This is a genomic window from Kribbella sp. NPDC050241 (assembly GCF_044459685.1).
Classification (GTDB): Bacteria; Actinomycetota; Actinomycetes; order Propionibacteriales; family Kribbellaceae; genus Kribbella.
Genome location: NZ_JBITJE010000008.1, coordinates 181,466 through 202,527 on the forward strand (window position 1 = coordinate 181,466; position 21,062 = coordinate 202,527).

Genomic DNA, 21,062 nt, shown 5'->3' on the forward strand with positions numbered 1-21,062 from the left:
CAACCAGACCCCCGAGAAGCCCAGGCACCTCTGACCTCCTGGTACCCGATCCGCCCGGGAGGATTCGTCGTACCGGCAGTCAACTGAGCAGGTTCAGCGCGTGCTCGTTCAACGACTCTCCGGCTTGGGCTGCCGCGTAGAGTGCCGCGCCGACCACGGGGGAGAACAGCGGCGTACGCAGGTCGTAGGTCTCGCTCCGCGCGGCCAGTGCGGTCGTGAACGGCTGGAGCACCTCGGGCGCCGTGAGTACGCCGCCTGAGTAGGAAACCGAGACCGTCTCCGCCGGGGCGAAGCCCAGGCGCGAGCGCGTGGTGTCCACCAGCCGCACGAGTTCAGCCGCTGCGTCACCAACGATTCGTCCGGCCGCCGCATCACCCAGCCGGGCAGCCTGGACGATCGGTCGGGACAGTGCCGCCACGGCCCGCCGGCTTCCGCGCCAGCGATTGAGCACGATGTCGAGCAGATCGAGATCGGACGCCAGGTCGAGCTCCTCCCGCAGTACGCCGAGCAGCGGTCCGGGCGGCAGCCTGCCGTCACTCATCTGCGAGAACGCGCGCAGACCTTGGACACCGATCCAGTAGCCCGAGCCCTCGTCGCCGAACAGTTCGCCCCAACCACCGACGCGGACTCCGCTGTCGCCGTACCGGCCGTAGGTCATCGACCCGGTACCACTGATCACGTTGATGCCGTCGGCAAGCCCGAGCGAACCGGCCCAGGCGCAGACCATGTCGTTGCCACAGCTGTAGCGATCATGTCCGAGAGCGGTCCGCGGGGCCGCGTCCAGCAGCGGTACGTCGCCGCTCACCTCGCCGTACGCCGGCAGTCCGAAGAACGCCGACGTGATTGCGGCCGGCTGGATCCCGGCACTCGCGCAGATTCCGGCAACCGCCTCGGTCAGTACGCGCTCCACCAGCGAGACGTCTTCGCCTTCGGCCGAGTCGAGGTAGTAGCAACTCGGCGCGTCGGCGGTGGCCAGGACTTCGCCATCACCGGTCACCAGGCACAGCGCCGTACCCGAACCACCGCCGTCGACGCCCAGGAAGATCGTCACGGCTGCAGTGGGTGGATGGTCACGCCCTGAACGACGCGATTGACCTCGCCGTCGGGGAACGGATTGTCCGGCGTTCGACCGAGCGCCACGGAGAATCGCAACGCGAGCAATTGAGCGATGACCACGAACGGCAGCGCCAGTACCGCGTCGTCCACGTCGGCCACCCCGTCGATCTGCCAACACTCTGCATCATCGGCCTGCGCGCTGACGGCCAGCACGTTCTCGGCTCCGATGGCCGCACGGAGTTCCTCGACGATGTCGTGGTCGTACTGCTGGGTGTAGGCATCGTTGGACAGGTAGACGACAGCAAGGGTCCCGTCCTTGAGGACTGCCTTCGGCCCGTGCCGGAACCCGAGTGGTGTGTCGTAGTAGCTGATCACCTTGCCCGCGGTGAGTTCGAGCAGCTTCAACGCCGATTCCCTGGCCAATCCGCCCAGCGAACCGCTGCCGAGGTAGACGACCCGGTCGTAGGGGCGACCGGTCAACCGAGCCAGCTCGTCCGGGCGGCCGAGAACCTGCTCGGCCGCTGCGGCCAGCCGCTCGGCGAGCCGCGGATCCTGGTCCGGCGCCAACGCGAGCCAGGCGGTCAACAGCATCGAAGTGAAACTCGATGTCATCGCGAAGCCGCGATCGTTGGTTGCCGATGGCATCAACAGGACCAGCGAGGACTTGGAGCCGCTGTGCTCGCGGGCCAGCTGGCCCTGAGGGTTGCAGGTGATGACCAGCTGATGCACAGATGTCAGGCACGTCGTGGCCAACTGGGTGGCCGCGACACTCTCCGGGCTGTCGCCGGAGCGAGCGAACGAGACCAGGAGCGTGGGCACGTCCTCGGCGAACATCTCCCGCGGATTCGAGACGATATCGGTCGTCGCCACCGCATCGACCCGGCGTCGAAGGGTTCGCGCCAGCGCGGGGGCCAGCACCTCCCCGGCGAACGCCGACGTCCCAGCGCCAGTCAGCACGATGCGCAGGTCGGGCAGCGCAAACAGTGGCTCGAGAAACGCGGCGACCTCGTCCGACCTGGCGGCCAGAGTCTCGGCGGCCTCGCGCCAAACCGCTGGCTGCTGAACGACTTCGCGATAGGTGGTGAGGGAGGCCAGCCCGTCCGCGGTGATCGGTGCCCCGGTCATCTGGCCGGCTCCGTCTCCGCGAATCGATCCAGCAGCGGCCCATGTGCCTTGATCGCGTCGTCCAGGATTCCGGTCGCGACGTCGAGCCGGCCGACGAGCGGATCGAGTGCCAGCGCCTGCAGCGCGAGCGCTCGGTCGCCGGTCAGGGCGGCACGAACGGTGATCTCCTGCTGCTGAGCCCGTGCGGTGAGTACGGCGGCGATCCCTTCCGGCAATGCTCCGACGCCAAGCCCGGTGATCCCCGCGGCGCCGACCACGGCCGGCACCTCGACGACGGCGGTCGGCGGCAGGTTGGGGATCTTGCCCTCGTTCGGAAGGTTCACCGCCAGCTCGACGTGTTCGTTGCCGCTGACAATGGCCTCGGCGATCGCCACCAGCCGCTCGGCCTCCTGGTTGTCGGTCCGCGGCAAGGGCGCCTTCCCGTCGGCTTGGGCATGCAAGAGTTCCCAGAGGTCGTCCTTCTCGCCGATGTACTCCATCGTCGCGTCCCGGCCACCCTGCAATCCCCAAGGCAGCCGAGTCTCGTCGGCCGGGCGACCGTCCTCGGCCCGCAGGTACCAACCGAAGAACTCGGAGACGTGCCGATCACCTGGTGCCGGATAGAGCCCGAACGTCCGCAGCAGATCCGCCGAGACCGGCAGATGGACACCTTCCTCCCGAGTGGAGGGCGCGTCCACGCCGCCGGCGCGCTCCGCCACACGCCGGCGCAGCAGCGGGTACAGATCCTCGGTGCCCCTGCGTACGTCGAGCAGCCAGCACAGATGGTTGAGCCCCGCGAAAACGGCGTTCACCTCGTCACGCGGGATGTCGAGATCGGCGGCCAGCTTGGACAGCGTGTGCATGGTCCCGTGGCACAGGCCGACGGCCTTGACGCCGGTCTGGAGGGTGACTGCCCGGACGTTGGCGGTCAGCGGATTCGAGTAGTTGATCAGCTGGGCCTCGGGCGCCAGGTCTGCAACGTCGGTTGCTATGGCCACCAATTCGGGCACGTGCCGGAGCGCCCGCAGTACGCCGCCAGGCCCGACGCTGTCGCCCACGGTCTGAGCGATGCCGTAGCGGGCCGGCACCTCGATGTCGGCGCGCCAGCCGGCGGCGGCTCCGACCGCGATCGTCGTGGTGACGAATCGCGCGCCCGGCAAGGCTTCCCGGCGATCGACGTGTGGGACGAACTCGAGCTCGGCGCCCCGTTCGGCGGCGATCCGGCGACCCACTCTGGCCATGGTTTCGGCGGCTTCGCCGTTCAGGTCGACCAGGTGGACCGTCCAGCCATCGAACGTCCGGGACGAGGCGAGATCGGTCATCAGGCCGGGGGTGAACACGGTGCTGCCCGCGCCGATCAGGACGAAGGACTTCTCGGTCAAGGACTTCTCCTTCAGGAACATGGATCGATCACGCCGGATGTCACTTGGTGCTCCCGGCCAGCAGGCCGTTGACGATGTAGCGGTTGAAGGCCAGCGCCAGTAGTGCGGGGACGATGATCGCCAGTACGCCGGCCGCGTTCAGCAGCGTCGACGGCACCACGTGCCGGCCCTGGAGAGAAGCGATGACGACGGTCAGCGGCTGAGTGGACAGATCACTCGACAGCACCAGTGGGAAGAGGAACTGCCCCCAGGCGAACAGGAAGGTGATCAGAGCGGTGGAGATGATGCCCGGTCGCGCCAGCGGCAGCAACAGGTGCCACAGCACTTGGAGCCGGCGGGCACCGTCGACCAGCCCGGCCTCCTCGATCCCGACCGGCAGACTGGCGAAGTAGTTGTGCAGGATCCAGGTCGCCAGCGGCAGGAAGCCGGAGACGTAGACCAGCACGATGCCGGTGTAGGTGTTCACCAGCCCGAACGTGCTCATGATCCGGTACAGCGGGATCAACGTCGTGTACGCCGGGAACGCCATCGTCGCCAGAACCGCGTAGAACAAGACGTTCCGGCCGCGGAACCGCATCCGCGCGAACGCGTACCCGGCAAGCGTCGCGAGCAGCACGGTCACGATGGTTGCCGCGCCGCACTCGACGACGATGTTCACCGCGGACCGCCGGATCTGCGCCGGGACGTCGCTGTCACCGGTCAGCAGCGTCGCATAGTTGTCCAAAGTGGCGTTCGTCGGCAGGTAGTGCGCGGGCTTGGCCCGTGCGTCTGCCTCGGTCTGCAGGCTGGTCTTGATCGCCCAGTAGATCGGCACCAGGGACCAGATCAGAATCGCCGCGACCCCGAGACCGCGGGCGCCGGTCCGTCGTTTCACAGCTCGACCCTCCGGTAGACCAGGCGGACCACGACCAGCGAGATCAGCAGCGTGACGATGGTGATGAGCAGGGACAATGCGTACCCCTGACCGAAGTCGAGATCCTGGAAGCTGATGAAGTACGTCTGCATGGTGACCGAGGCCGCGGTGTTCGCCGCACCGTTCAGGACGTACGGCTGATCGAAGACGTTGAGCGTGGCAATCACCGCCTGCACCATGGTGACCGCGATGCCCGGCCGGGCCAGTGGCAGCGTGATCCGCCGGAACGCCGACCACGACGTACAGCCGTCGATCTGGGCTGCCTCGTACAGCTCGCCCGGGATGAGTTGCAGGACGGCCAGGATCAGCAGGACCGAGAGTGGCGCGATCTGCCAGACCTGGACCAGTTCGATCAGGGCGATCGTGAGCAACCGGTTCTGACCGAGCAGTACGGCGTTGCCGTCGCTGAGATGGAGTGAGGACAGCACGCTGTTGATCAAACCCGCGTTGGGATCGAAGATCCCGGTCCAGAGGATGCCCTCGACCACCCCGGGCATGGCCCACGGCAGGATCAAGATGGCGATCACCAGGCTGCGGCCACGGAACGGCTTCTGCAGGACGACAGCGGCGCCGATGCCGATCAGGGTGGACAGGGTCACGCCGATCACGACGTAGAGCGCGGTGTTGCCGATGCTGCCGATGACGGCAGGGGCGTGCCAGAGCCGGGTGAAGTTGCCGAATCCGTCGAACCGCGTGGGTGGATCGAGTGCGTCGACCTTGAAGAACGACTGCACCACGGTGAACACGGCCGGCACGAGGGCCAGGCAGGCGATGAAGATCATCACCGGCGCGACCAGCAGGTATGGGAGCAGGTCGATCCGGGAACGGCGTACCGGTGCCACGCTGGTCGGCCCGGCCGGGGGACGCGGTGCTGTCCCCTCGGCCGCCAGCGGTTCGGTGGTCGAAGAGCTCACCGTCACGACCCGGATGCCAACTGGTTCGCCGTGTCACCGATCGTCTTCATCGCCTGCTCGACCGACATCGAGCCGGTCGCGGCGGCGTGCAGGTTGGTGTAGACCGCGTTCGAGAACTTCGGGTACCACGAGGGTGCGCCACCCTCGAAGACCGGCTTGGAGCCCTTCAGCATCGGCTCGAGATCCTTACCGCCGACCAGATTGCCCTTGGCAACCATCTGCTGGACCGCGGACAGGTGCGACGGGATCGGGTACGTCGCGAAGGTCTTCTCCGGACCGTTCACGCCGGCGAAGTCGGCCTGCTGCTCGGTGGCCGTGAACCACTCGATGAACTTGGCCGCGGCGTTCGGGTACTTGGCCTCCTTGGGGATGCCGACACCGTCCGGGTTGCTGAGGTTCGCCGCGGGACCCGAGGCGCCTGGGGTCGGCAGGTACTTCACCTTGCCGACGACCGACGAGGACGCCTTGATGTTGTACAGCGTGCCGACGTTGCCGGAGTAGTCGGAGAAGGTGCTGGCCACCTGCCCCTTGGCCATCAGGTTCTGCTGTCCCTGCGAGTCGGTGACGTTGATGTTGCCGGGCGGGACGAGACCGGTCTTCAGCGCGTCCACCATCCACTGAGCCGCCTTGTAGCCGGGCGAGTCGGGGCTGGTGAACTGCGGCTTGCCGTCCTTGTCGAGCACCGTCCCACCGAAGGCACCGGTGGTCTCGTACCAGTACGTCGACAACCCCTCGGCGGCCGCGAACGGGATGTTCAGCGGATGCTCGGCGACACCCTTGGCCTTGATCGTCTTGAGCGCGTCGGTGTACTCGTCCATCGTCTTCGGCGCCGGATTCGCGCCCGCCTTCTGGAACATCTCCGTGTTCACGGTCGTCACCATGAAGGAGGCGTCGTACGGGACGCCGACCACATGACCGTCGACGGTGAACGACGCGAGTTGCGGTACGTCGGCCTCCATCGCCTTGGTGTCGACGTAGGTGTCCATCGGGTAGAACCACTTGAGCTTGCCGAGCTGACCGACCCGGGACCAATCCACGTTGGTGGCGTCGGCGAAGTAGGTCTTCGCGGTCGCGGCGGCCGAGATCTTGCTCTGCAGGCTGTCCCAGTCGATGTTCACCCAGTTGACCGTGATGCCGGTGTCCTTGGTGAACGCGGCCAGGGCGGCCTTCGGCGGCGGGTCCGAGGCGAGCGCGACGGTGATCGTCACTCCGCTGGTCTGGGTCGAACCGCCACTGCTCTGCTTGTCCGTCGACCCCGACCCGCCGCAGCCCGCAAGCACGAGGGCGAGGCTCGTGACGCCTGCCATCAGTCCTGCGCTCCACCGCGCTGTACCCATCCGACGTCTGCTCCTCAGCATGGATTCTCCGTTGTGATCTCGGCCCTGGCCGAAGCGGCCGGCGTACGAGTGAGAGACACTGCGCACTCGCGCATCCGATCGCGCGAATTTGATGCGAACGTAGCTGAAAAGAAAACAACCGGTCAAGGCATTCGATTACTTGCGCAGAATAATGCGCAAGTGCTCAAAAGGTGTGCATCTTGTACAGTGCCCGTTGTGCGGAAGTCAGAGCGGTTGAGTGCGATCCTCGATCAGGTCGGCGAGCACGGCAGCGTGGACGTCGCCGCGCTGGCCAGGGCGCTCGGAGTCTCGGGCGCGACCATCCGCCGGGACCTGCAGACGCTGAGCCGCGACCAGTTGCTGGTGCGGACGCACGGCGGAGCGATGTCCAACGAGTCCGGTGACGAAGTACCGACCCGGGTCAAGGCGGCGCTGCGGCAGGCGGAGAAGCGAGCCATCGGCCGAGCCGCTGCCTCATTCGTGGAGGAGGGCGCTGTGGTCGGCATGACCGGCGGCACTACCGCCCTCGAGTTGTCCCGCGCCCTGGCGCAACGGCGCGGAATCACCGTGGTGACGAACGCGATCAACATCGCCTCCGAGCTCGTCGGTCACGCGGGCGTCCGGCTCGTGCTGATCGGTGGGATCGCGCGCTCGTCCTACGAGCTGGTCGGCCCGGCCGCCGAGGCGATGCTCGCGAACTACCACCTCGACATCGCGTTCATCGGCGTGGACGGCCTCACGCCGGAGGAAGGCTGTACGACGTACGACGAGATGGAAGCGCAGACCGACCTCGCGTTCCTGCGGCGGGCCTACCGCAGTGTTGTGATCGCGGACAGCTCCAAGCTCGGTCGCGTCACCTTCGCCCGGATCAGCATGCTGTCCGGCGTCAACGATGTCGTCACCGATCGCGGCGCTCAGCCCGGCCAGCTCGAAGCTCTGCAACGAGCCGGCGTACAGGTGACCGCGGTCTGACCGGGATCAGTGGCGCTCGGCAACGACGAGCTGGAACTTCTCGAACGTCAGCCTGACAGTGTTGTGCCGTGAGTCGACGGTGCCCAGGGACGTTCCGTTGAAGGGATCGGTCACTGTGTACTCGCCCTTGCCCAGACCTCGCAGCTCCACGTCTCCATCCCATTGGTCCGTGTAGAAGGCGTAGTGCAGCGTGGAGTTCTTGGCGATGACGTGCGACTCCGGCAGGTCGAACCCGACGTCGTACAGCTCACCACGGTACTCGCCGGTGGGCAGCATGTTCTTCTCGTACAGGTCGACCCACTTGCGCCAGAGCGCCTCCTTCTCCGGGGTCAGCACCTTCTCCCGCCCCGGCTTCGTCCCCGGCGGGTCGCTCGGGTACGTGAACTTCGTCGACAGGACTGCGCCGACGCCGTAGCTGGAGGCGAAGTCGTTGCCTCCGTCACTCAGTTCGACGTGGTCACCGGCGTAGCTGCTGCCCTGCCCCATCAGCGCCTTCATCGACTTGCCCTTGGTCCGGACCTGGTACGACGACGTCGGGTCCGAGCCCGGGTACTGGTCGACGTACGGCAGGTTGTGGAAGGCGAACGCCGTACCGCACGGGCAGAGTTCGACGACCGCGTTGCGATTCTCGGCGTGGGCGGCGTCGTGGATCGCCTTCCAGAACTGCGCCAGTCCCTCGGTCGACTCCTCCGGCCGGGCGTGCCCGTGAGCGGGGTTGTAGCAGGGCGTGACGCCGTTCAGATGCTGCCCGTCGATCTTGAGTCCTTCGTAACCCCAGTCACCGATGAACTTCCGCGCCTGCCCGGCGAAGTAGTCGACCACCGGCTGGTACGCCGGGCACAGGGTCCAGGCGTCCCACCAGGTCACCTGTTGTTTGTTGCCCTCGCGGTCGAGCAGCAGCATGTCGGGGTGTTCCTTGAACAGGTTGCTCTCGGGATCCGCAGCCAGCGGCGCCCACCACAGCCGGGGCAGCAGGCCGGCGTCACGGATGTCCCGGGTGAACGCCCGCATGTCCGCGTCGCCGCCGGCGAACTTCGCCAGGTTGATGTCCCAGTCGCCCTCGTTGGTCTGCCAACCGTCGTCCAGCCCGGCCCACTTGAACCCGACGTCGCGGACCTTCGGCAACGTCCCGAGCACCTGCTCGACCGTGAAGTTCCGCTCGTATCCCCAGGCACACCAGACCGGAGCGTACGCCGACTTTGCGACCTTCGGCGCCCGCAGACCGAGGTCGCCCATGTAGTCGCGATACCGCTGCAGCGGAACGAAGTGATCGCTGGGATGGACCGTCACGAAGGTGGTGTCGGTGGTCAGCCGTTGTCCGGGCTTCAGGGTGCGCGGGGTGTCGCCCTCGATGGCGATGCTTGCTCCGTGCTCGGACTTGCGGACGGGCATCCGCAGAATCCGGGCCTCCGGCTCGACGTGCCCTACCGAGAGGCCGCCGCTGCGACGCCAGATTGTCGCCATCGGGGTGCCACCGCCGTAGTCGGAGGCATCCATGCCGAGGGAGTTCTGCTGGGAGAAGTCGTCGGACACCGGTTGCACCCAGTCGCGCCGGTCCTCGTGAGTGGAGCCGGAGAAGGTGTAGAAGCCGCCTGGCGATTGCAGAAGTTCGTGGGCTCCGTTCCGCCAGCCGGTGATGTCGAACGACGTGCCGGACAGGTTCGTGTAGGTCACCTGCATCACGGCCATACCGCTCAATCGCTGATAGCAGGTGAGCTCGACGGTCTTCCGTACACCTTCCTTGGAGTCACCCTCGATGGTCACCTGCACACCTGCGCCATGGCGGGAATGCCAGGTCTTTCGCGTCCGGTGTTCGCGGTAGGCGAAGGTGTCGATGGCTGTTTCGCCGAGGAGCAACGCCTCGCCGGCGTCGAACTGCGTCAGCTGCGAGCCGTTCAGTGCGACTCTGCTGTGCAACTGGTCATCGAACTCAACAGTGATAGAAGTGTCGCCGACGCCCACGACTCTGGGGTCGCGCTTCGCCTCTGCCGCAGCCGCAGTCGCCGCCGGGAGAGCGGCCAGACCTGCGCCTCCCAATGCGATTTTCAGCACGGTTCGCCGCTTCATATCGGTCATGCCAAAACCCCTCAGGAGTGAAAGCCGACGCAGCGCAAATATGCGCGATGAGGTCTGAAACGTAATCTGGCGAACACATTCCGTCAAGGCAACAATCTATTCGCGCACAATAATGATCAAAACGCTCAATCGGCGTCGCATGATGATTGGTCAGCCGTGGGTCCGGTAGTGGAGGTGGACAACCGATCTGTGGAGGCGCACTGTGAGGGAGGACGTCTGCCGGGGGAGGGGCTGGGGAGCGGACGTCATATCCGGGGGAGACCGTAATCGGGGGCGATATCGCATCTCCTTGCTCATGCTCGATCGAGGGAGAGTCATGTCAAGAAGGGGAATCGCGGTCGCCGTCGGCATTTTGTTCCTGGTCCAGATGGTCACCGCCATGGTCGGTACGTCGTTGATCGACGCGTTCGAGAACGGCGACACCGACCGCGCGCCACTGACGGTCAGCGTCGTACTGATGATGTGTTCCGGGATCGCCGTCGTGGGGATCGGCCTGCTGATGTACCAGGTTCTGAAGGACGTCAATCAGAGGCTTGCGATCTGGTACCCGGTGATGAGGGTCATCGAGTTCACCGTTTCCGCTGTGTGCGGGATCTATCTGTTGACACAACTGGAGGTTGTTCCCAATCACCTGCTCTGGGTGTACATCCCAACGGGTATCGGCGGTCTGATCCTTACCTACCTGCTGTTCGTCTCCAGGATCGTCCCTCGGGCGATCGCGGTGCTCGGGATCGTCGGCTACTCCTGTCTCCTGCTCGGAGTACCCCTCGACCTTCTCGGTGTTCTCGACATGAACGACGGAGCAGGGCTTGTGCTCCTGATTCCGGGCGGGTTGTTCGAGTTCGTGGCCATGCCGATCTGGCTGATCGCCAAGGGATTCAGGTCACCGACGCCTGCAGGTGAGGTCGGGTCACCGGCGTTGGCGGTGTGACCTTTCGCGGCTGTCGAGGCGTCTTACAGGGTGACGCGACGACATGACAGCCGATTGCGGGCGGGGTGAGACGTGTGCGCACCGATGTTGCGATTCGTCAGGACCAACTGACGGTCGGTGAGATCGAGCCGCTGCACTATCAAGCGGTATCCGGTCTCCACGACGACAGAAGCTTTCTGCAGATCCCGTCCTGGGCTCAGGTGAAGACCGGTTGGGCATCAGAGCTACTGGCTTGGCGGGACGGCGACGGACGGGTCGTCGGTACGACGCTGGTGCTGTTTCGCCAGGTGCCGGGCCTGTCCCGGTGGTATGCGTACCTGCCTGAGGGCCCGGATATCGATTGGGCGGATCCTTGGCTGGAACGATGGCTCGATCCCCTGCTCGACTATCTCGAGCGACGGGAGGCTTTTGCGGTCAGGTTGGGGCCGCCGAAGGCCTTGCGGCGTTGGCAGGCGGCCACCTTGAGGTCGGCGGTCGCACCTGGCCGCCGGGTCGACCATGTCCTGCCTGATGTGGTGGAGCCGGTCGGGTCGGCGATCGCCGATCGCCTGAGAACCCTGGGATGGCGCCGATGCGGCGAGCAGGAGTCGGCCGGCGATGCACAGCCCCGGTATCTGTTCCAGGTCCCGATCGCGGGTCGCGATCTCGTGGCCGGCTTCAGCAAGGAGTGGCAGCGCAACATCCGCAAGGCGATGAGGTCGGGCGTCGACGTACGACTCGGGGCCGAGCGCGACCTGCCCACGTTCTATGAGCTCTTGAGCACCACGGAACGACGCAACGGGTTCCGTTCGGGCCGGTCGTTGGCGTACTACCAACGCCAGTACCGGGTGATGAACGGCGAGGTGCCAGGTCAGATGCGGTTGTATCTGTCGACCTGGCGGGACGAAGTACTTGCCGCCCACACCATGAACGTCGTCGGCAGGCGCGTCTGGTACCAGGCCGGCGGATCGGCCGATCACCGCCGCGACGTCAGGCCGAGCCACATCCTGCAGTGGAAAATGATGACCGACGCCCAGAAGCTCGGCGCCGAGCGGTACGACATGCGCGGTGTGTCGGCTTCGCTGGATCCAGATGACGCCGCGTACGGGCTGCTGCGGTGGAAGCTGGGCACCGGCGGAGAGGTGGTCGAGACAGTTGGCGAATGGGAGCGGCCGCTTCCTGGACCGATCAACCGCACACTGCACCGGGCGATGATCCACTTCCGTCATCGCCGCCGCTCGGGGATAGTCCGGGGCTAGGCGTCGCGGAGGCGGAAGAGCACCAGGGCGGTGGCGAGCGCGCCGACGGCGTACAACGTGAGGACACCGAGACCTGCCCAGGGAGCGATCGATTGGGCGTCCAGCCGCAGCGTGGCCTGGATCGACAGGCCCGCGGTCATCGGTGACGCCTTCTCGATCCATTCCTTCCAGCGGGGGTCGGTAACGGCGATCGACATGATCGGCGCGACGTAGAGCAGGACGAAGAGAATCGACACCGTGCCGCCGGTATGGCGGACGACGAAGGCGACGCCGAGGCTGAGCAGCGCGACAAGGCCGAGATACAGCACGGTTCCGCCGTACGCGCGCAGGGTCGGTCCATCTCCGAGCGAGAGGGGCCGGTAGCCCGCGGTCGTGGTGAACCCGTTGCCGGCCAGGAATTCGCGGCCGGCCAGCAGCGATATCAGCACACTGATCGTGGCGGCCCCGACGACCGCGGAGGTGACGACCACGGCCTTCGCGGCGAGGACGACGAACCGGCGCGGGCAGGACGCAAGCGTGGTCCGGATCATCGCAGTCTCGTACTCGGTGGTGACCGCGAGCGCTGCCATCACGATCACGGCCGCCTGTCCGAGGTAGACCCCGGACAGGCTCAGCTTGGTGAGATCGAAGTCGCAACTGGGGTCGGAGCGCGCGCAGTCCGGCGGTGTGAGGTCCCAGGTCACCAAGGCCCCGATGGCTGCCGTCGACAACATCATCGCGGCAAGCGTCCAGCCGGTGGCCGGCATCGTGCGCAGCTTCGTCCACTCTGCCCGCAGCGCCCGTCCGGCAAGCAGCCCCCGTCCGGTGGCCATCAGGCGTCCCGGCGGCCGAGTTGCCAGCGGGCCAGGCCGAGTGCAATGACGGCGTACCCGCAGAGTACGCCCAGACCCGCCCATGGACCGATCACCTGGCCCGCGTCGACCGTCTGCTGCACGGCCAGGCCGGCGATCGGGGTCAGCCGGGTGGCCCAGATGTCGGCATCGGGTGAGATCACCGGTACGACGAGTTGCGGCACCACCACGAGTGCGACGACGAACACGATCGCGCCGACAGTACGTCGCCGGAGTACGGCGATGCCGAGGCTGAAGAGCGCGATCAGGGTGAGGAAGACGGCGGTTCCGACGACCGCACGCAGACTCTCGCCGTCCAGCAGCGACACATGCGGGTATGCCGGTGGGTTGTAGCCACCCGAGTGCAGCCCAGGTTGCGCGATCAGGAACGACGCGACACTGGCGATCAGTCCGGCCACGAACACCGTGCCGCCGAGCACGATGGCCTTCGCAGCGAGAACCTGGCCGCGCCGGGGTCCGGCGATGAACGTGGTGCGGATCAGCCCGGTCCGGTACTCCGCTGTCATGAACAGCACGCCGAGGGCGATCACCGCGATCACTCCGACGCGTACGCCGAAGAGGCTGAGCAGCACCACATCGTCGTCGCCCGGCGAATGCCAGCTCGCGATGCCGTACCCGGAGATGTCGCCGGACCCGGTGACGTTGAACGTGTCGCCGGACCGGCTCAGGTCACCGATCGGAACTCCACCGGTCTCCTTCGACGGCAACGTCGAGATGTTCTGACCGATCCAGTCCCGGCCCCCTGCCAGTGCACCGGTCACCCTGACATCGTCGAAGATCGCCGCGCCCACGGTGTTCCTGATCCCGATCGACATTCCGCTGCCCGTTCGGGTGGACACGTACACCGGCGGCGACGCGACGAACAGGCCGATCTCGACGTCGCGCGGCAGCGCCACGGTCAGCGTCCCGACCTCGTGCCAGTCCTGGCCGTTGGCAGATGCGTACCCGGTGATCGAACTGCCGACCCGGGTCAGCTTGAGCCACTGCGGCGCCCGGTCGGGCGGACCGGCCAGATCTGTGTCGAACATCGCCTGCATCCGCACGCCATGGTCAGGTGTGACAAGCACAGCGGCGTACGGCGATCCCGGTGTGATCCCAGCCTTCACCAGGAGGCCGGCCTTGGCCCATTCGTGGCTGCTCTGCTGGCTGACGACCCTGGCGACCACCGATCCGTCGCCGGCCAAGGGCTTGTGCACGAAGTAGGCCTGGTCGGAGTACCGCGGCTGCTCGTTGGCGTCGGTCGAGCCGGCCGACGTGCCCAGGAGTTCCAGCAGCACGGTGACTGCGACCGCCGCGAGCAGGCACAGCGCGGTGCTGCGCACAGAGCGGAACTTCGTCCACTCTCCGCGCAGCACGCGCAGGAAGCTTGTCATCGTTCACGCCTCCCGTGGCCGGCCGTGCGCGGCGAACTCGACCACGTCGCGGGTGAGGTCCATGTAGGCCTCTTCCAGCGACGCCCGATGCGCGGCGACCTCGGTGAACGTCAGCCCGTGCTGGTTCAGCAGCTGGATGACGTGCTCTGACGTGAGCCCGGTCACGGTCACTCGATCGTGGTCGGTCGCGGCGACCGTGGCGCCGGCCGTCGCCAGCACCGTCATCGCCTGGGTCCGGTGCGAAGTGCGGAGTACGACTCTGTCCGCCGATGCTGCGGAGACCAGCTCCGCCACGGTGGTATCTGCGATCAGCCGGCCGCGGCCGATCACGATCAGATGGTCCGCGCTGTCTTCGAGCTCACCCATCAGGTGGCTGGACACCAGCACCGCCCGGCCCTCGGCCGCCAGCGACCGCAGCAGACCGCGGATCCAGACGATGCCCTCGGGGTCCAGCCCGTTCACGGGCTCGTCGAACAACAGCACCGGCGGATCCCCGAGCAGTGCCCCGGCGATCCCGAGCCGCTGCCGCATGCCCAGCGAGAACCCGCCGGCTCGGCGCCGTGCCGCTTGCGTGAGGCCCACCTGCTCGAGGACCTCGTCGACGCGCCGCGCCGGCAGGCCGTTGTACTGCGCCATCCAGAGCAGGTGATCGCGTGCCTTCCGGCCCGGATGGATCGCAGCCGCGTCGAGCAGCGCGCCGACCTCGCGCAGCGGCGATGCGAGATCCCGGTAGCGGCGACCGCCGACCAGTGCGTCGCCGTCGTCCGGCGCGTCGAGCCCGAGAATCACCCGCATCGTGGTCGACTTTCCGGCTCCGTTCGGTCCGACGAACCCGGTCACCTGCCCGGGCCGGACAGTGAACGACAGACCGTCCACGGCGACGGTGGCGCCGTACGTCTTGGACAGCTCGCGAACCTCGATCGTGGTGGACTCCATGGCTGAGACGCTACGGCTCGGCCCGGCAGATTTCGTCACGCTCCTGAGCGCTCTGGTCGTCCCTCGCGTGGGGGACGACCGGGGTGACGGACCGGGCGGACAATGAGTCTGTGAGCCAGGTCCGTGAGCTGGGCGACCGGGCGTTCGTTGCCGTCCGCAGGATCGCCGACACCCGCGATGCGTACGTCGTCGTGGCGGTCCTGCTCGCACTGCTCGCGGTCATGGAGTCTGCGGGCCGCGGCGACCGGAGCGGCATGGACCAAGGGACGGCGCTGCTCCTCGGGCTCTGTGCGACGGTGCCGCTCGCATTCCTGCCGGCCCACCCGATTCCCGCAGCGCTGGCAGTCACGCTGGCGAACAGCGTGTTGCTCGCCAGCCCCGAGACGCCGTACGTCGCGGCGGTGCTGGCCGGGATGATCGCTGCGTACCGGCTGGCGCGGAGCAGATCGCGTCTGGTGGCGTTCCCGCTGCTGCTGCCGTTCGTGGTGCTCGCGCTCGGTGAGCCGCGGGTGGACTCGACTGTGGTGTTGGTCCTGATGACGGCCGCGGTCCTGCTCGGCACCGCCGTACGGGAACGCGGTACGGCGGTGGCCGCAGCGGCGGCCGAGCGCGAGACCGCGGAGACCCTGCATGACTACGCCGCAAGGGGTGAGCGAGCCCGGATCGCCCGCGAACTGCACGACGTCGTCGCGCACCACATCTCGATCATCGCAGTCCAGGCCGAGACCGCCCGGCTGTCCACACCGGGCTTGCCGCCGGAGGGCGCGCAACGGCTGATCGCGATCGGCGACACCGCGCGGTCCGCTCTCACCGAGATGCGCCGGCTGCTCGGCGTACTGCGCGAAGACGCTGACACCGGCACTCGGGCCGTGCGGGCACCGCAGCCCGGTCTGGAACAGCTGAACGCACTCGTCGACGAAGCGCGCGCGTCGTCCGGCGCCAGCACTCGCCTGATCGTGCGCGGCGGTGTCGTCCCGCTCGATCCGGGGGTCCAGCTGACGGCGTTCCGCATCGTCCAGGAGGCGCTGACCAACGCACGCCGGCACGCACCGGGCGCGGCCGCGGACGTGGAGTTGGACTACACCGACGAGGCACTGCGGGTGCGGATCCGCGACAGCGGTCCAGGCCCGGCCCTCGACCCCGACGGCACCGGTGGGCACGGGCTGGTGGGCATGCGCGAGCGCGCCGCGATGATGGGCGGTTCCCTGACCTTCGGCCGGTCCGTGGGCGGCGGTTTCGTGGTCGAGGCTGTCCTTCCGATCCCGCTGGACGCGCCATGACGACACCGACACGGATCGCCGTCGTCGACGATCAGGAGGTCATCCGCGCCGGATTCGGCACGCTCCTCGGTACCCAGCCGGACTTCGTCGTCGCGGGCACCGCTGCCGACGGCTCCGAGGCGGTCCGGTTGTGTCGCGACCAGGCGTTGGACGTCGTGCTGATGGATGTCCGGATGCCGGTCCTGGACGGTATCGAGGCGACCCGTCGCATCGTCACCGACTCCGGTCCCACGGCAGGTCCGCGGATCCTGATGCTGACCACGTTCGACCTGGACGAGCACGTGTACGACGCTCTGGCCGCCGGAGCCAGCGGCTTCCTGCTCAAGGACGTGACCGCGGAACGCCTCTTCGACGCGGTCCGGGTGATCGCGTCCGGCGGTGGTCTGCTCGCGCCCACCGTGACACGCCGGTTGATCGCGGAGTTCGCCCGGCGTCGTCCGGCCGGCGACCCGGCGGTGTCTCTCGGCCACCTCACACCGCGCGAGATCGAGGTGCTCCAACTCATCGCCGGGGGTCTGTCCAACCCTGAGATCGCGACCCGGCTGGTGGTCAGCGACGAGACCGTCAAGACCCACGTCAGCCGGTTGCTCAGCAAGCTCGGCGCACGCGATCGCACCCAGGCCGTGATCGCCGCCTACGAGTCAGGCCTGGTCGTCCCCGGTGCCCCACGCGACCGTTGAGCGGCCTCAGGTGTGGTCGGCCTGTGGAAGCTTGGCTTCGAGGGTGGCGCCTCCGGTGTCGGCGGTGCGGATCGTGATCGTGCCGTGGTGGCGTTCGATGATGGTGGCAACGATCGCCAGACCGAGGCCGGTGCCGCCGGCGTCGCGGGAGCGGGCTGGGTTCAGCCGGACGAACCGGTCGAAGACGCGGGTTCGGTCGGCTGTGGGGACGCCGGGACCGTCGTCGCTGATGGCGAGGACGACGGTGGTGGCGGACTCCGTGAGGGTGAACGCGATCCTGCTCCGGGCGTGCCGCGCGGCGTTGTCGGCGAGGTTGTGGATCATCCGGGCCAGCGCCACCTCGTCGCCGCGGACCTGACCGCCGGACACGCCGGCTGTGTCGATCGCCAGGCTTGTTGCCGATCGCAACCGCTGCGCCTCGGCGAGGACGAGGTCGTCGAGATCGACCGGGGTGTTCGGAGGTTCCGTGTGGTCCTCGTCGGAGCGGGCCAGTAACAGCAGATCGTCGACCAGGCCTTGCATCCGCACGTCTTCGTCGAGGACTGTCGTCGCCAGCTCGGTGACGGTCGTGCGCCCGGGGTGCGCCCGGGCGACCTCGGCGTGCTGGCGGATCGCCGCGATCGGGGACCGCAACTCGTGCGAGGCATCGGAGACGAACCGCAGCCGGCTCTCCTGCGACCGCTGCAGGCGATCGAGCATCCGGTTCATCGTCCTGGCCAGTCGGCCGATCTCGTCGGTGCGTGTGGCGGGGACCCGGCGGTGGAGCTCGGTCGCGGTGATCTCGTCGACCTCACGCCGGATCGCCGTGACCGGCGCCAGGATCCGCCCTGTCACCACCCAGGTCACACCGCCGACGATCAGCATCATCAACGGCACACCGACCAGGAGGACGCGACGTACGAACCGGGTCGAGTCCAGCACATCCACCAGGGGCTTACCCACGATCACGTCACCACCGGTGGCGAGCGGTGCCGCGGCGAAGACGAAGTCCTCGGGATAACCGGGAGGTTCGACCGAGACGCAGCCGTCGGCAGGCGGAGAAGCGATCGTCTCGCCACCGCCCTGTACTACGGTCCACTGGATCAGTTCGCTGTTCGTCGACTGTGGCCGGTCTGTGCCGGTCGCCGAGCTCAGCTGCGCAACTCGATCCCGCGCGTCCTGGCACACCTGGTCGGTGAGCACCGAGCCGAGCAAGGCGACGAGCACCAGGGCGCCTGCGACGAGCGCGAGGCCGAGCACCAACACCGCTGTGATTGTCACCCGCAGCCGCATGGCGTGACCTCCCCATCGTCAATCGGCAAGTCGGTAGCCGGCTCCGCGCAGGGTCGTGATCGAGTCCTGCCCGAGCTTGGTGCGGAGTCGCCGGATGTAGACCTCGATGATGTTCGGGTCGCCGTCGAAGTCGTAGTCCCAGACGTGGTCGAGGATCGTTCGCTTCGACACCACCTGACCATGCCGCCGAACAAGGAACTCCAGCAACGACAGCTCCCGCGCGGTCAGCACCAGCTCGGCCCCACCGGCCCAAGCTCTCCGGGCTGCGGGATCCAGCCGCAGGTGACCGGCTTCCAGCACGCACGGTCGTTCCGCCGCACCTCGCCGTACCAGGGCACGGAGCCTGGCGATCAGGACGGCGTACGAGAAGGGCTTGGTGAGATAGTCGTCCGCGCCGGTGTCCAGGGCACGGATCTGGTCGGTGTCCGCATCCCGTGCCGTCAGCATCAGGATCGGCGTCCACACCTGCTCGGCCCGCAGCGTCGCACAGATCTCGAACCCGTCGAGCTCCGGCAGCATCAGATCCAGCAGGACGACGTCGTACCCGTACTCGCGGGCGAGCCACAGTCCGTCGGTCCCGGTCAGCGCGACGTCGACGGCGTACCCCTCTGCCTCCAGGCCGGCCCGCAGACCCGTGGCCAGCCGGAGTTCGTCCTCCACCACCAGCGCGCGCATCACCCACCTCCAGGCGATCCTCCTCCATTCTGGCTGAATCCCGGCTGAATGCACCGTTCAGCGGGGATTCAGCCGTGCGGACCTACCGTCGGCCCATGGCGACCATCGAGGCGATCGGCCTCAGCAAGCGGTACGGCGCGCGCAACGCCCTCGACGGACTCACCTTCGCCGCGGACGCGGGCGAGGTGATCGGACTGCTCGGCCCCAACGGCGCCGGGAAGACGACCACGATCCGCCTGCTCACAACGATCCTCGAGCCGACCGGCGGGACCTTCAGCGTCGCCGGCGTACCCAGCGATCAGCCGCACCGGATCAGGCAGCGCATCGGCGTTCTGCCGGAGAGCGCCGGCTATCCGGCGCGGCAGACCGGCGCGGAGTACCTCCGCTACGCAGCGCGGCTGTTCGGATCGAGTCGCCACGATGCACGCGAGGTGGCCGGCCGATTGCTGACCGACGTCGGTCTCGGCGATCGAGCGGGTGCACCGATCTCGACGTACAGCCGGGGTATGAAGCAACGGCTCGGGATCGCCCGCGCGTTGGTCAACGACCCTGCGGTCGTGTTCCTGGACGAGCCGACGCTCGGGCTGGACCCGGCCGGTCAGCGCGAGATTCTGAGCACCATCGCGGACATCGCCGATCGACGCGGTGTGACGGTGGTGCTGTCGACACACACGCTCACCGAGGTCGAGCAGGTCTGCGGCAGCGTGCTCATTCTCGACCACGGCAGGCTTCGGGCGGCGGGACCGATCGCCGGAATCGTCGCAGGAGCGGGCAGCCTGAGTGCCGCGTTCCTCGACCTGACCGGGGAGAGCGGTCATGACTAGGTGGACAGTGGTTGCCGAGCAGGAGGGCCGAGACCTCTGGATCGGCGGCCGCGGACCGGTGCTGGTGTTCGGGTTCAGCATCCTGCTCAGCGCGATGACCTACCTGGCCGCGACCAATCGGGCCATGAACTTCCTCGAGCAACGCGAGGCGGTCAACCTCACGGTCCAGGTCGGGCTGGCGGTCGGGGTCCTGCTCACGGTCGTGGTCAGTGCGGATGCGATCAGCGGCGAGCGCGAACGCGGCACGTTCGAGGCACTCCTGCTCACGCCCGTGTCCCGGCGTGCGATCGTCGTCGGCAAGCTCGCGGCCGCATCGACGATGTGGCTGGCCTGCCTGGCCGTCACGCTCCCTTATCTGTGGGTGCTCGGCCGCGGGGTGGCAGGCGCAGGCCAGGCAGCGCTCCTCGCCCTGGTCGTCGGGACGCTGGTCGCGATCGGGCTCGGCGGCATCGGAATGCTCTTCAGCGGCTTGACGAACTCCAACAAGACGAGCCTGGCGTGCGGCCTGCTCCTGTTGCTCGTGCTGTTCGCGCCGACCCAACTGCCCGCGCTGCCGAGGACCGGATTCGGCGAGGTGCTGACCCGGATCAACCCGATCGGGTCCGCCCTGCACTACATCTCCCAGATCCTTGTCGGCCGCCGTGGCTGGACCAACGACCTCAGCTACCTGGTCGCGCCGGTCGTGGTCGCACTGGTCGTTGTCGCGGTCCTGATCGCGGCCGGCCCTCGACTCGTCCGGCTGACTGCGGGGCTGCGATGAACCTGCTCAGCCTGATCGCCACCGTGGTGATGGCCAACCCGACGATCACGATGAATCAGGACCAACTGACCACGCAGATCGGCCAGACCCTCACTGTGGAGTCGGTCGTCAGCGAGTCCGGTCCGGCCATCGCGCATCTCAACGTGGTCAGCCTCGACGGCGTGTACGTCGATCTGGAGGACTGGACGCAGGACGTCACCCAGCCGGTCCCGGCCGGCCGGGAGACCCAGCTGGACTGGGAGTTCCAGGCCGTCAATCCCGGTCACTTCGCGGTGTACGTCGTACTGATCCCGCAAAACGGAGCTCTCGTCGCCGGACCGCCGGTCCACGTCACCGTCTCACCACGCCAGACCCTCGACACCGGTGGTGTTGTGCCGGTGGCGATCGCCGTACCGGCATTGCTCGGCGCCGCCGCTTTGATCGGGCGCCTCAGGCGTGCAGCAAGGGCTTGAGGTCGTTGCCGAGGAAGTGCACGAAGGTGTCATGCG

The 21,062-nt window shown here is 67.5% G+C and carries 20 protein-coding genes; 8 read left to right on the top strand and 12 right to left on the bottom strand.

Features of this window, described 5'->3' with window-relative positions; all coding sequences use genetic code 11:
* Nucleotides 1-79: 79 nt before the first annotated feature.
* Genes ACIBG5_RS31810 through ACIBG5_RS31835 form a run of 6 tightly spaced genes read right to left on the bottom strand, consistent with a single transcriptional unit; the run spans nt 80 to nt 6,706 of the window.
* Nucleotides 80-1,051, bottom strand: a complete 972-nt coding sequence (locus ACIBG5_RS31810) for an N-acetylglucosamine kinase (RefSeq protein ID WP_396395200.1) — start codon at nt 1,049-1,051, stop codon at nt 80-82.
* Entirely contained in the window at nt 1,048-2,181 is a 1,134-nt protein-coding gene (locus tag ACIBG5_RS31815; protein WP_396395201.1) for an SIS domain-containing protein, read from the bottom strand. The genes ACIBG5_RS31810 and ACIBG5_RS31815 overlap by 4 nt, the downstream gene beginning before the upstream one ends.
* On the bottom strand, nt 2,178-3,542 hold the full coding sequence (locus ACIBG5_RS31820; protein WP_396395202.1) for a hypothetical protein: 1,365 nt from the start codon (nt 3,540-3,542) through the stop codon (nt 2,178-2,180). Before ACIBG5_RS31820 ends, ACIBG5_RS31815 begins: the two co-directional genes overlap by 4 nt.
* A gap of 40 nt (nt 3,543-3,582) precedes the next feature.
* Nucleotides 3,583-4,416: a carbohydrate ABC transporter permease gene (locus tag ACIBG5_RS31825; RefSeq protein ID WP_360440937.1), complete on the bottom strand. Its 834-nt coding sequence runs from the start codon at nt 4,414-4,416 to the stop codon at nt 3,583-3,585.
* Nucleotides 4,413-5,369, bottom strand: coding sequence for a carbohydrate ABC transporter permease (locus tag ACIBG5_RS31830; RefSeq protein ID WP_396395203.1), 957 nt, complete (start codon nt 5,367-5,369; stop codon nt 4,413-4,415). The genes ACIBG5_RS31825 and ACIBG5_RS31830 overlap by 4 nt, the downstream gene beginning before the upstream one ends.
* A 2-nt stretch (nt 5,370-5,371) precedes the next feature.
* Entirely contained in the window at nt 5,372-6,706 is a 1,335-nt protein-coding gene (locus ACIBG5_RS31835; RefSeq protein ID WP_396395204.1) for an ABC transporter substrate-binding protein, read from the bottom strand.
* A 216-nt stretch (nt 6,707-6,922) separates the two neighbouring features.
* Here ACIBG5_RS31835 and ACIBG5_RS31840 point away from each other — a divergent pair, with 216 nt between their 5' ends.
* A complete protein-coding gene (locus tag ACIBG5_RS31840) occupies nt 6,923-7,678 on the top strand; it encodes a DeoR/GlpR family DNA-binding transcription regulator (protein WP_360440946.1) in 756 nt (251 codons plus the stop codon).
* Between the two features lie 6 nt (nt 7,679-7,684).
* Here the strand turns inward: ACIBG5_RS31840 and ACIBG5_RS31845 are convergent, their stop codons facing one another.
* A complete protein-coding gene (locus ACIBG5_RS31845; protein WP_396395205.1) occupies nt 7,685-9,754 on the bottom strand; it encodes a glycoside hydrolase family 36 protein in 2,070 nt (689 codons plus the stop codon).
* A 202-nt stretch (nt 9,755-9,956) separates the two neighbouring features.
* Here ACIBG5_RS31845 and ACIBG5_RS31850 point away from each other — a divergent pair, with 202 nt between their 5' ends.
* Both ACIBG5_RS31850 and ACIBG5_RS31855 read left to right on the top strand, forming a co-directional pair.
* Nucleotides 9,957-10,685, top strand: a complete 729-nt coding sequence (locus ACIBG5_RS31850; protein ID WP_396395206.1) for a DUF4386 domain-containing protein — start codon at nt 9,957-9,959, stop codon at nt 10,683-10,685.
* Between the two features lie 74 nt (nt 10,686-10,759).
* On the top strand, nt 10,760-11,923 hold the full coding sequence (locus tag ACIBG5_RS31855; RefSeq protein WP_396395207.1) for a lipid II:glycine glycyltransferase FemX: 1,164 nt from the start codon (nt 10,760-10,762) through the stop codon (nt 11,921-11,923).
* Here the strand turns inward: ACIBG5_RS31855 and ACIBG5_RS31860 are convergent.
* Genes ACIBG5_RS31860 through ACIBG5_RS31870 form a run of 3 tightly spaced genes read right to left on the bottom strand, consistent with a single transcriptional unit; the run spans nt 11,920 to nt 15,083 of the window.
* Nucleotides 11,920-12,735 (bottom strand): ABC transporter permease, encoded by an 816-nt coding sequence (locus tag ACIBG5_RS31860; RefSeq protein WP_396395208.1) that lies wholly within the window; start codon nt 12,733-12,735, stop codon nt 11,920-11,922. The two genes, ACIBG5_RS31855 and ACIBG5_RS31860, sit on opposite strands and share 4 nt — an antisense overlap.
* Entirely contained in the window at nt 12,735-14,147 is a 1,413-nt protein-coding gene (locus ACIBG5_RS31865) for a hypothetical protein (protein ID WP_396395209.1), read from the bottom strand. Before ACIBG5_RS31865 ends, ACIBG5_RS31860 begins: the two co-directional genes overlap by 1 nt.
* A 3-nt stretch (nt 14,148-14,150) precedes the next feature.
* Entirely contained in the window at nt 14,151-15,083 is a 933-nt protein-coding gene (locus tag ACIBG5_RS31870) for an ABC transporter ATP-binding protein (RefSeq protein ID WP_396395210.1), read from the bottom strand.
* A gap of 110 nt (nt 15,084-15,193) precedes the next feature.
* On the opposite strand from ACIBG5_RS31870, the gene ACIBG5_RS31875 reads away from it, so the two are divergent.
* Entirely contained in the window at nt 15,194-16,363 is a 1,170-nt protein-coding gene (locus ACIBG5_RS31875) for a sensor histidine kinase (RefSeq protein ID WP_396395211.1), read from the top strand.
* Nucleotides 16,360-17,043 (top strand): response regulator, encoded by a 684-nt coding sequence (locus tag ACIBG5_RS31880; protein WP_396395212.1) that lies wholly within the window; start codon nt 16,360-16,362, stop codon nt 17,041-17,043. The genes ACIBG5_RS31875 and ACIBG5_RS31880 overlap by 4 nt, the downstream gene beginning before the upstream one ends.
* Before the next feature lie 6 nt (nt 17,044-17,049).
* Here the strand turns inward: ACIBG5_RS31880 and ACIBG5_RS31885 are convergent, their stop codons facing one another.
* On the bottom strand, nt 17,050-18,315 hold the full coding sequence (locus ACIBG5_RS31885) for a sensor histidine kinase (protein ID WP_396395213.1): 1,266 nt from the start codon (nt 18,313-18,315) through the stop codon (nt 17,050-17,052).
* A gap of 18 nt (nt 18,316-18,333) precedes the next feature.
* A complete protein-coding gene (locus tag ACIBG5_RS31890; RefSeq protein WP_396395214.1) occupies nt 18,334-18,990 on the bottom strand; it encodes a response regulator transcription factor in 657 nt (218 codons plus the stop codon).
* 95 nt (nt 18,991-19,085) lie between these two features.
* Here ACIBG5_RS31890 and ACIBG5_RS31895 point away from each other — a divergent pair, with 95 nt between their 5' ends.
* The 3 genes from ACIBG5_RS31895 to ACIBG5_RS31905 are packed head-to-tail and all read left to right on the top strand — an operon-like array spanning nt 19,086 to nt 21,026.
* Complete coding sequence (locus ACIBG5_RS31895; protein WP_396395215.1) at nt 19,086-19,814, top strand: ABC transporter ATP-binding protein; 729 nt, start codon at nt 19,086-19,088, stop codon at nt 19,812-19,814.
* On the top strand, nt 19,807-20,574 hold the full coding sequence (locus tag ACIBG5_RS31900) for an ABC transporter permease (RefSeq protein WP_396395216.1): 768 nt from the start codon (nt 19,807-19,809) through the stop codon (nt 20,572-20,574). The genes ACIBG5_RS31895 and ACIBG5_RS31900 overlap by 8 nt, the downstream gene beginning before the upstream one ends.
* Entirely contained in the window at nt 20,571-21,026 is a 456-nt protein-coding gene (locus tag ACIBG5_RS31905; protein ID WP_396395217.1) for a hypothetical protein, read from the top strand. Before ACIBG5_RS31900 ends, ACIBG5_RS31905 begins: the two co-directional genes overlap by 4 nt.
* Nucleotides 21,027-21,062: the final 36 nt, after the last annotated feature.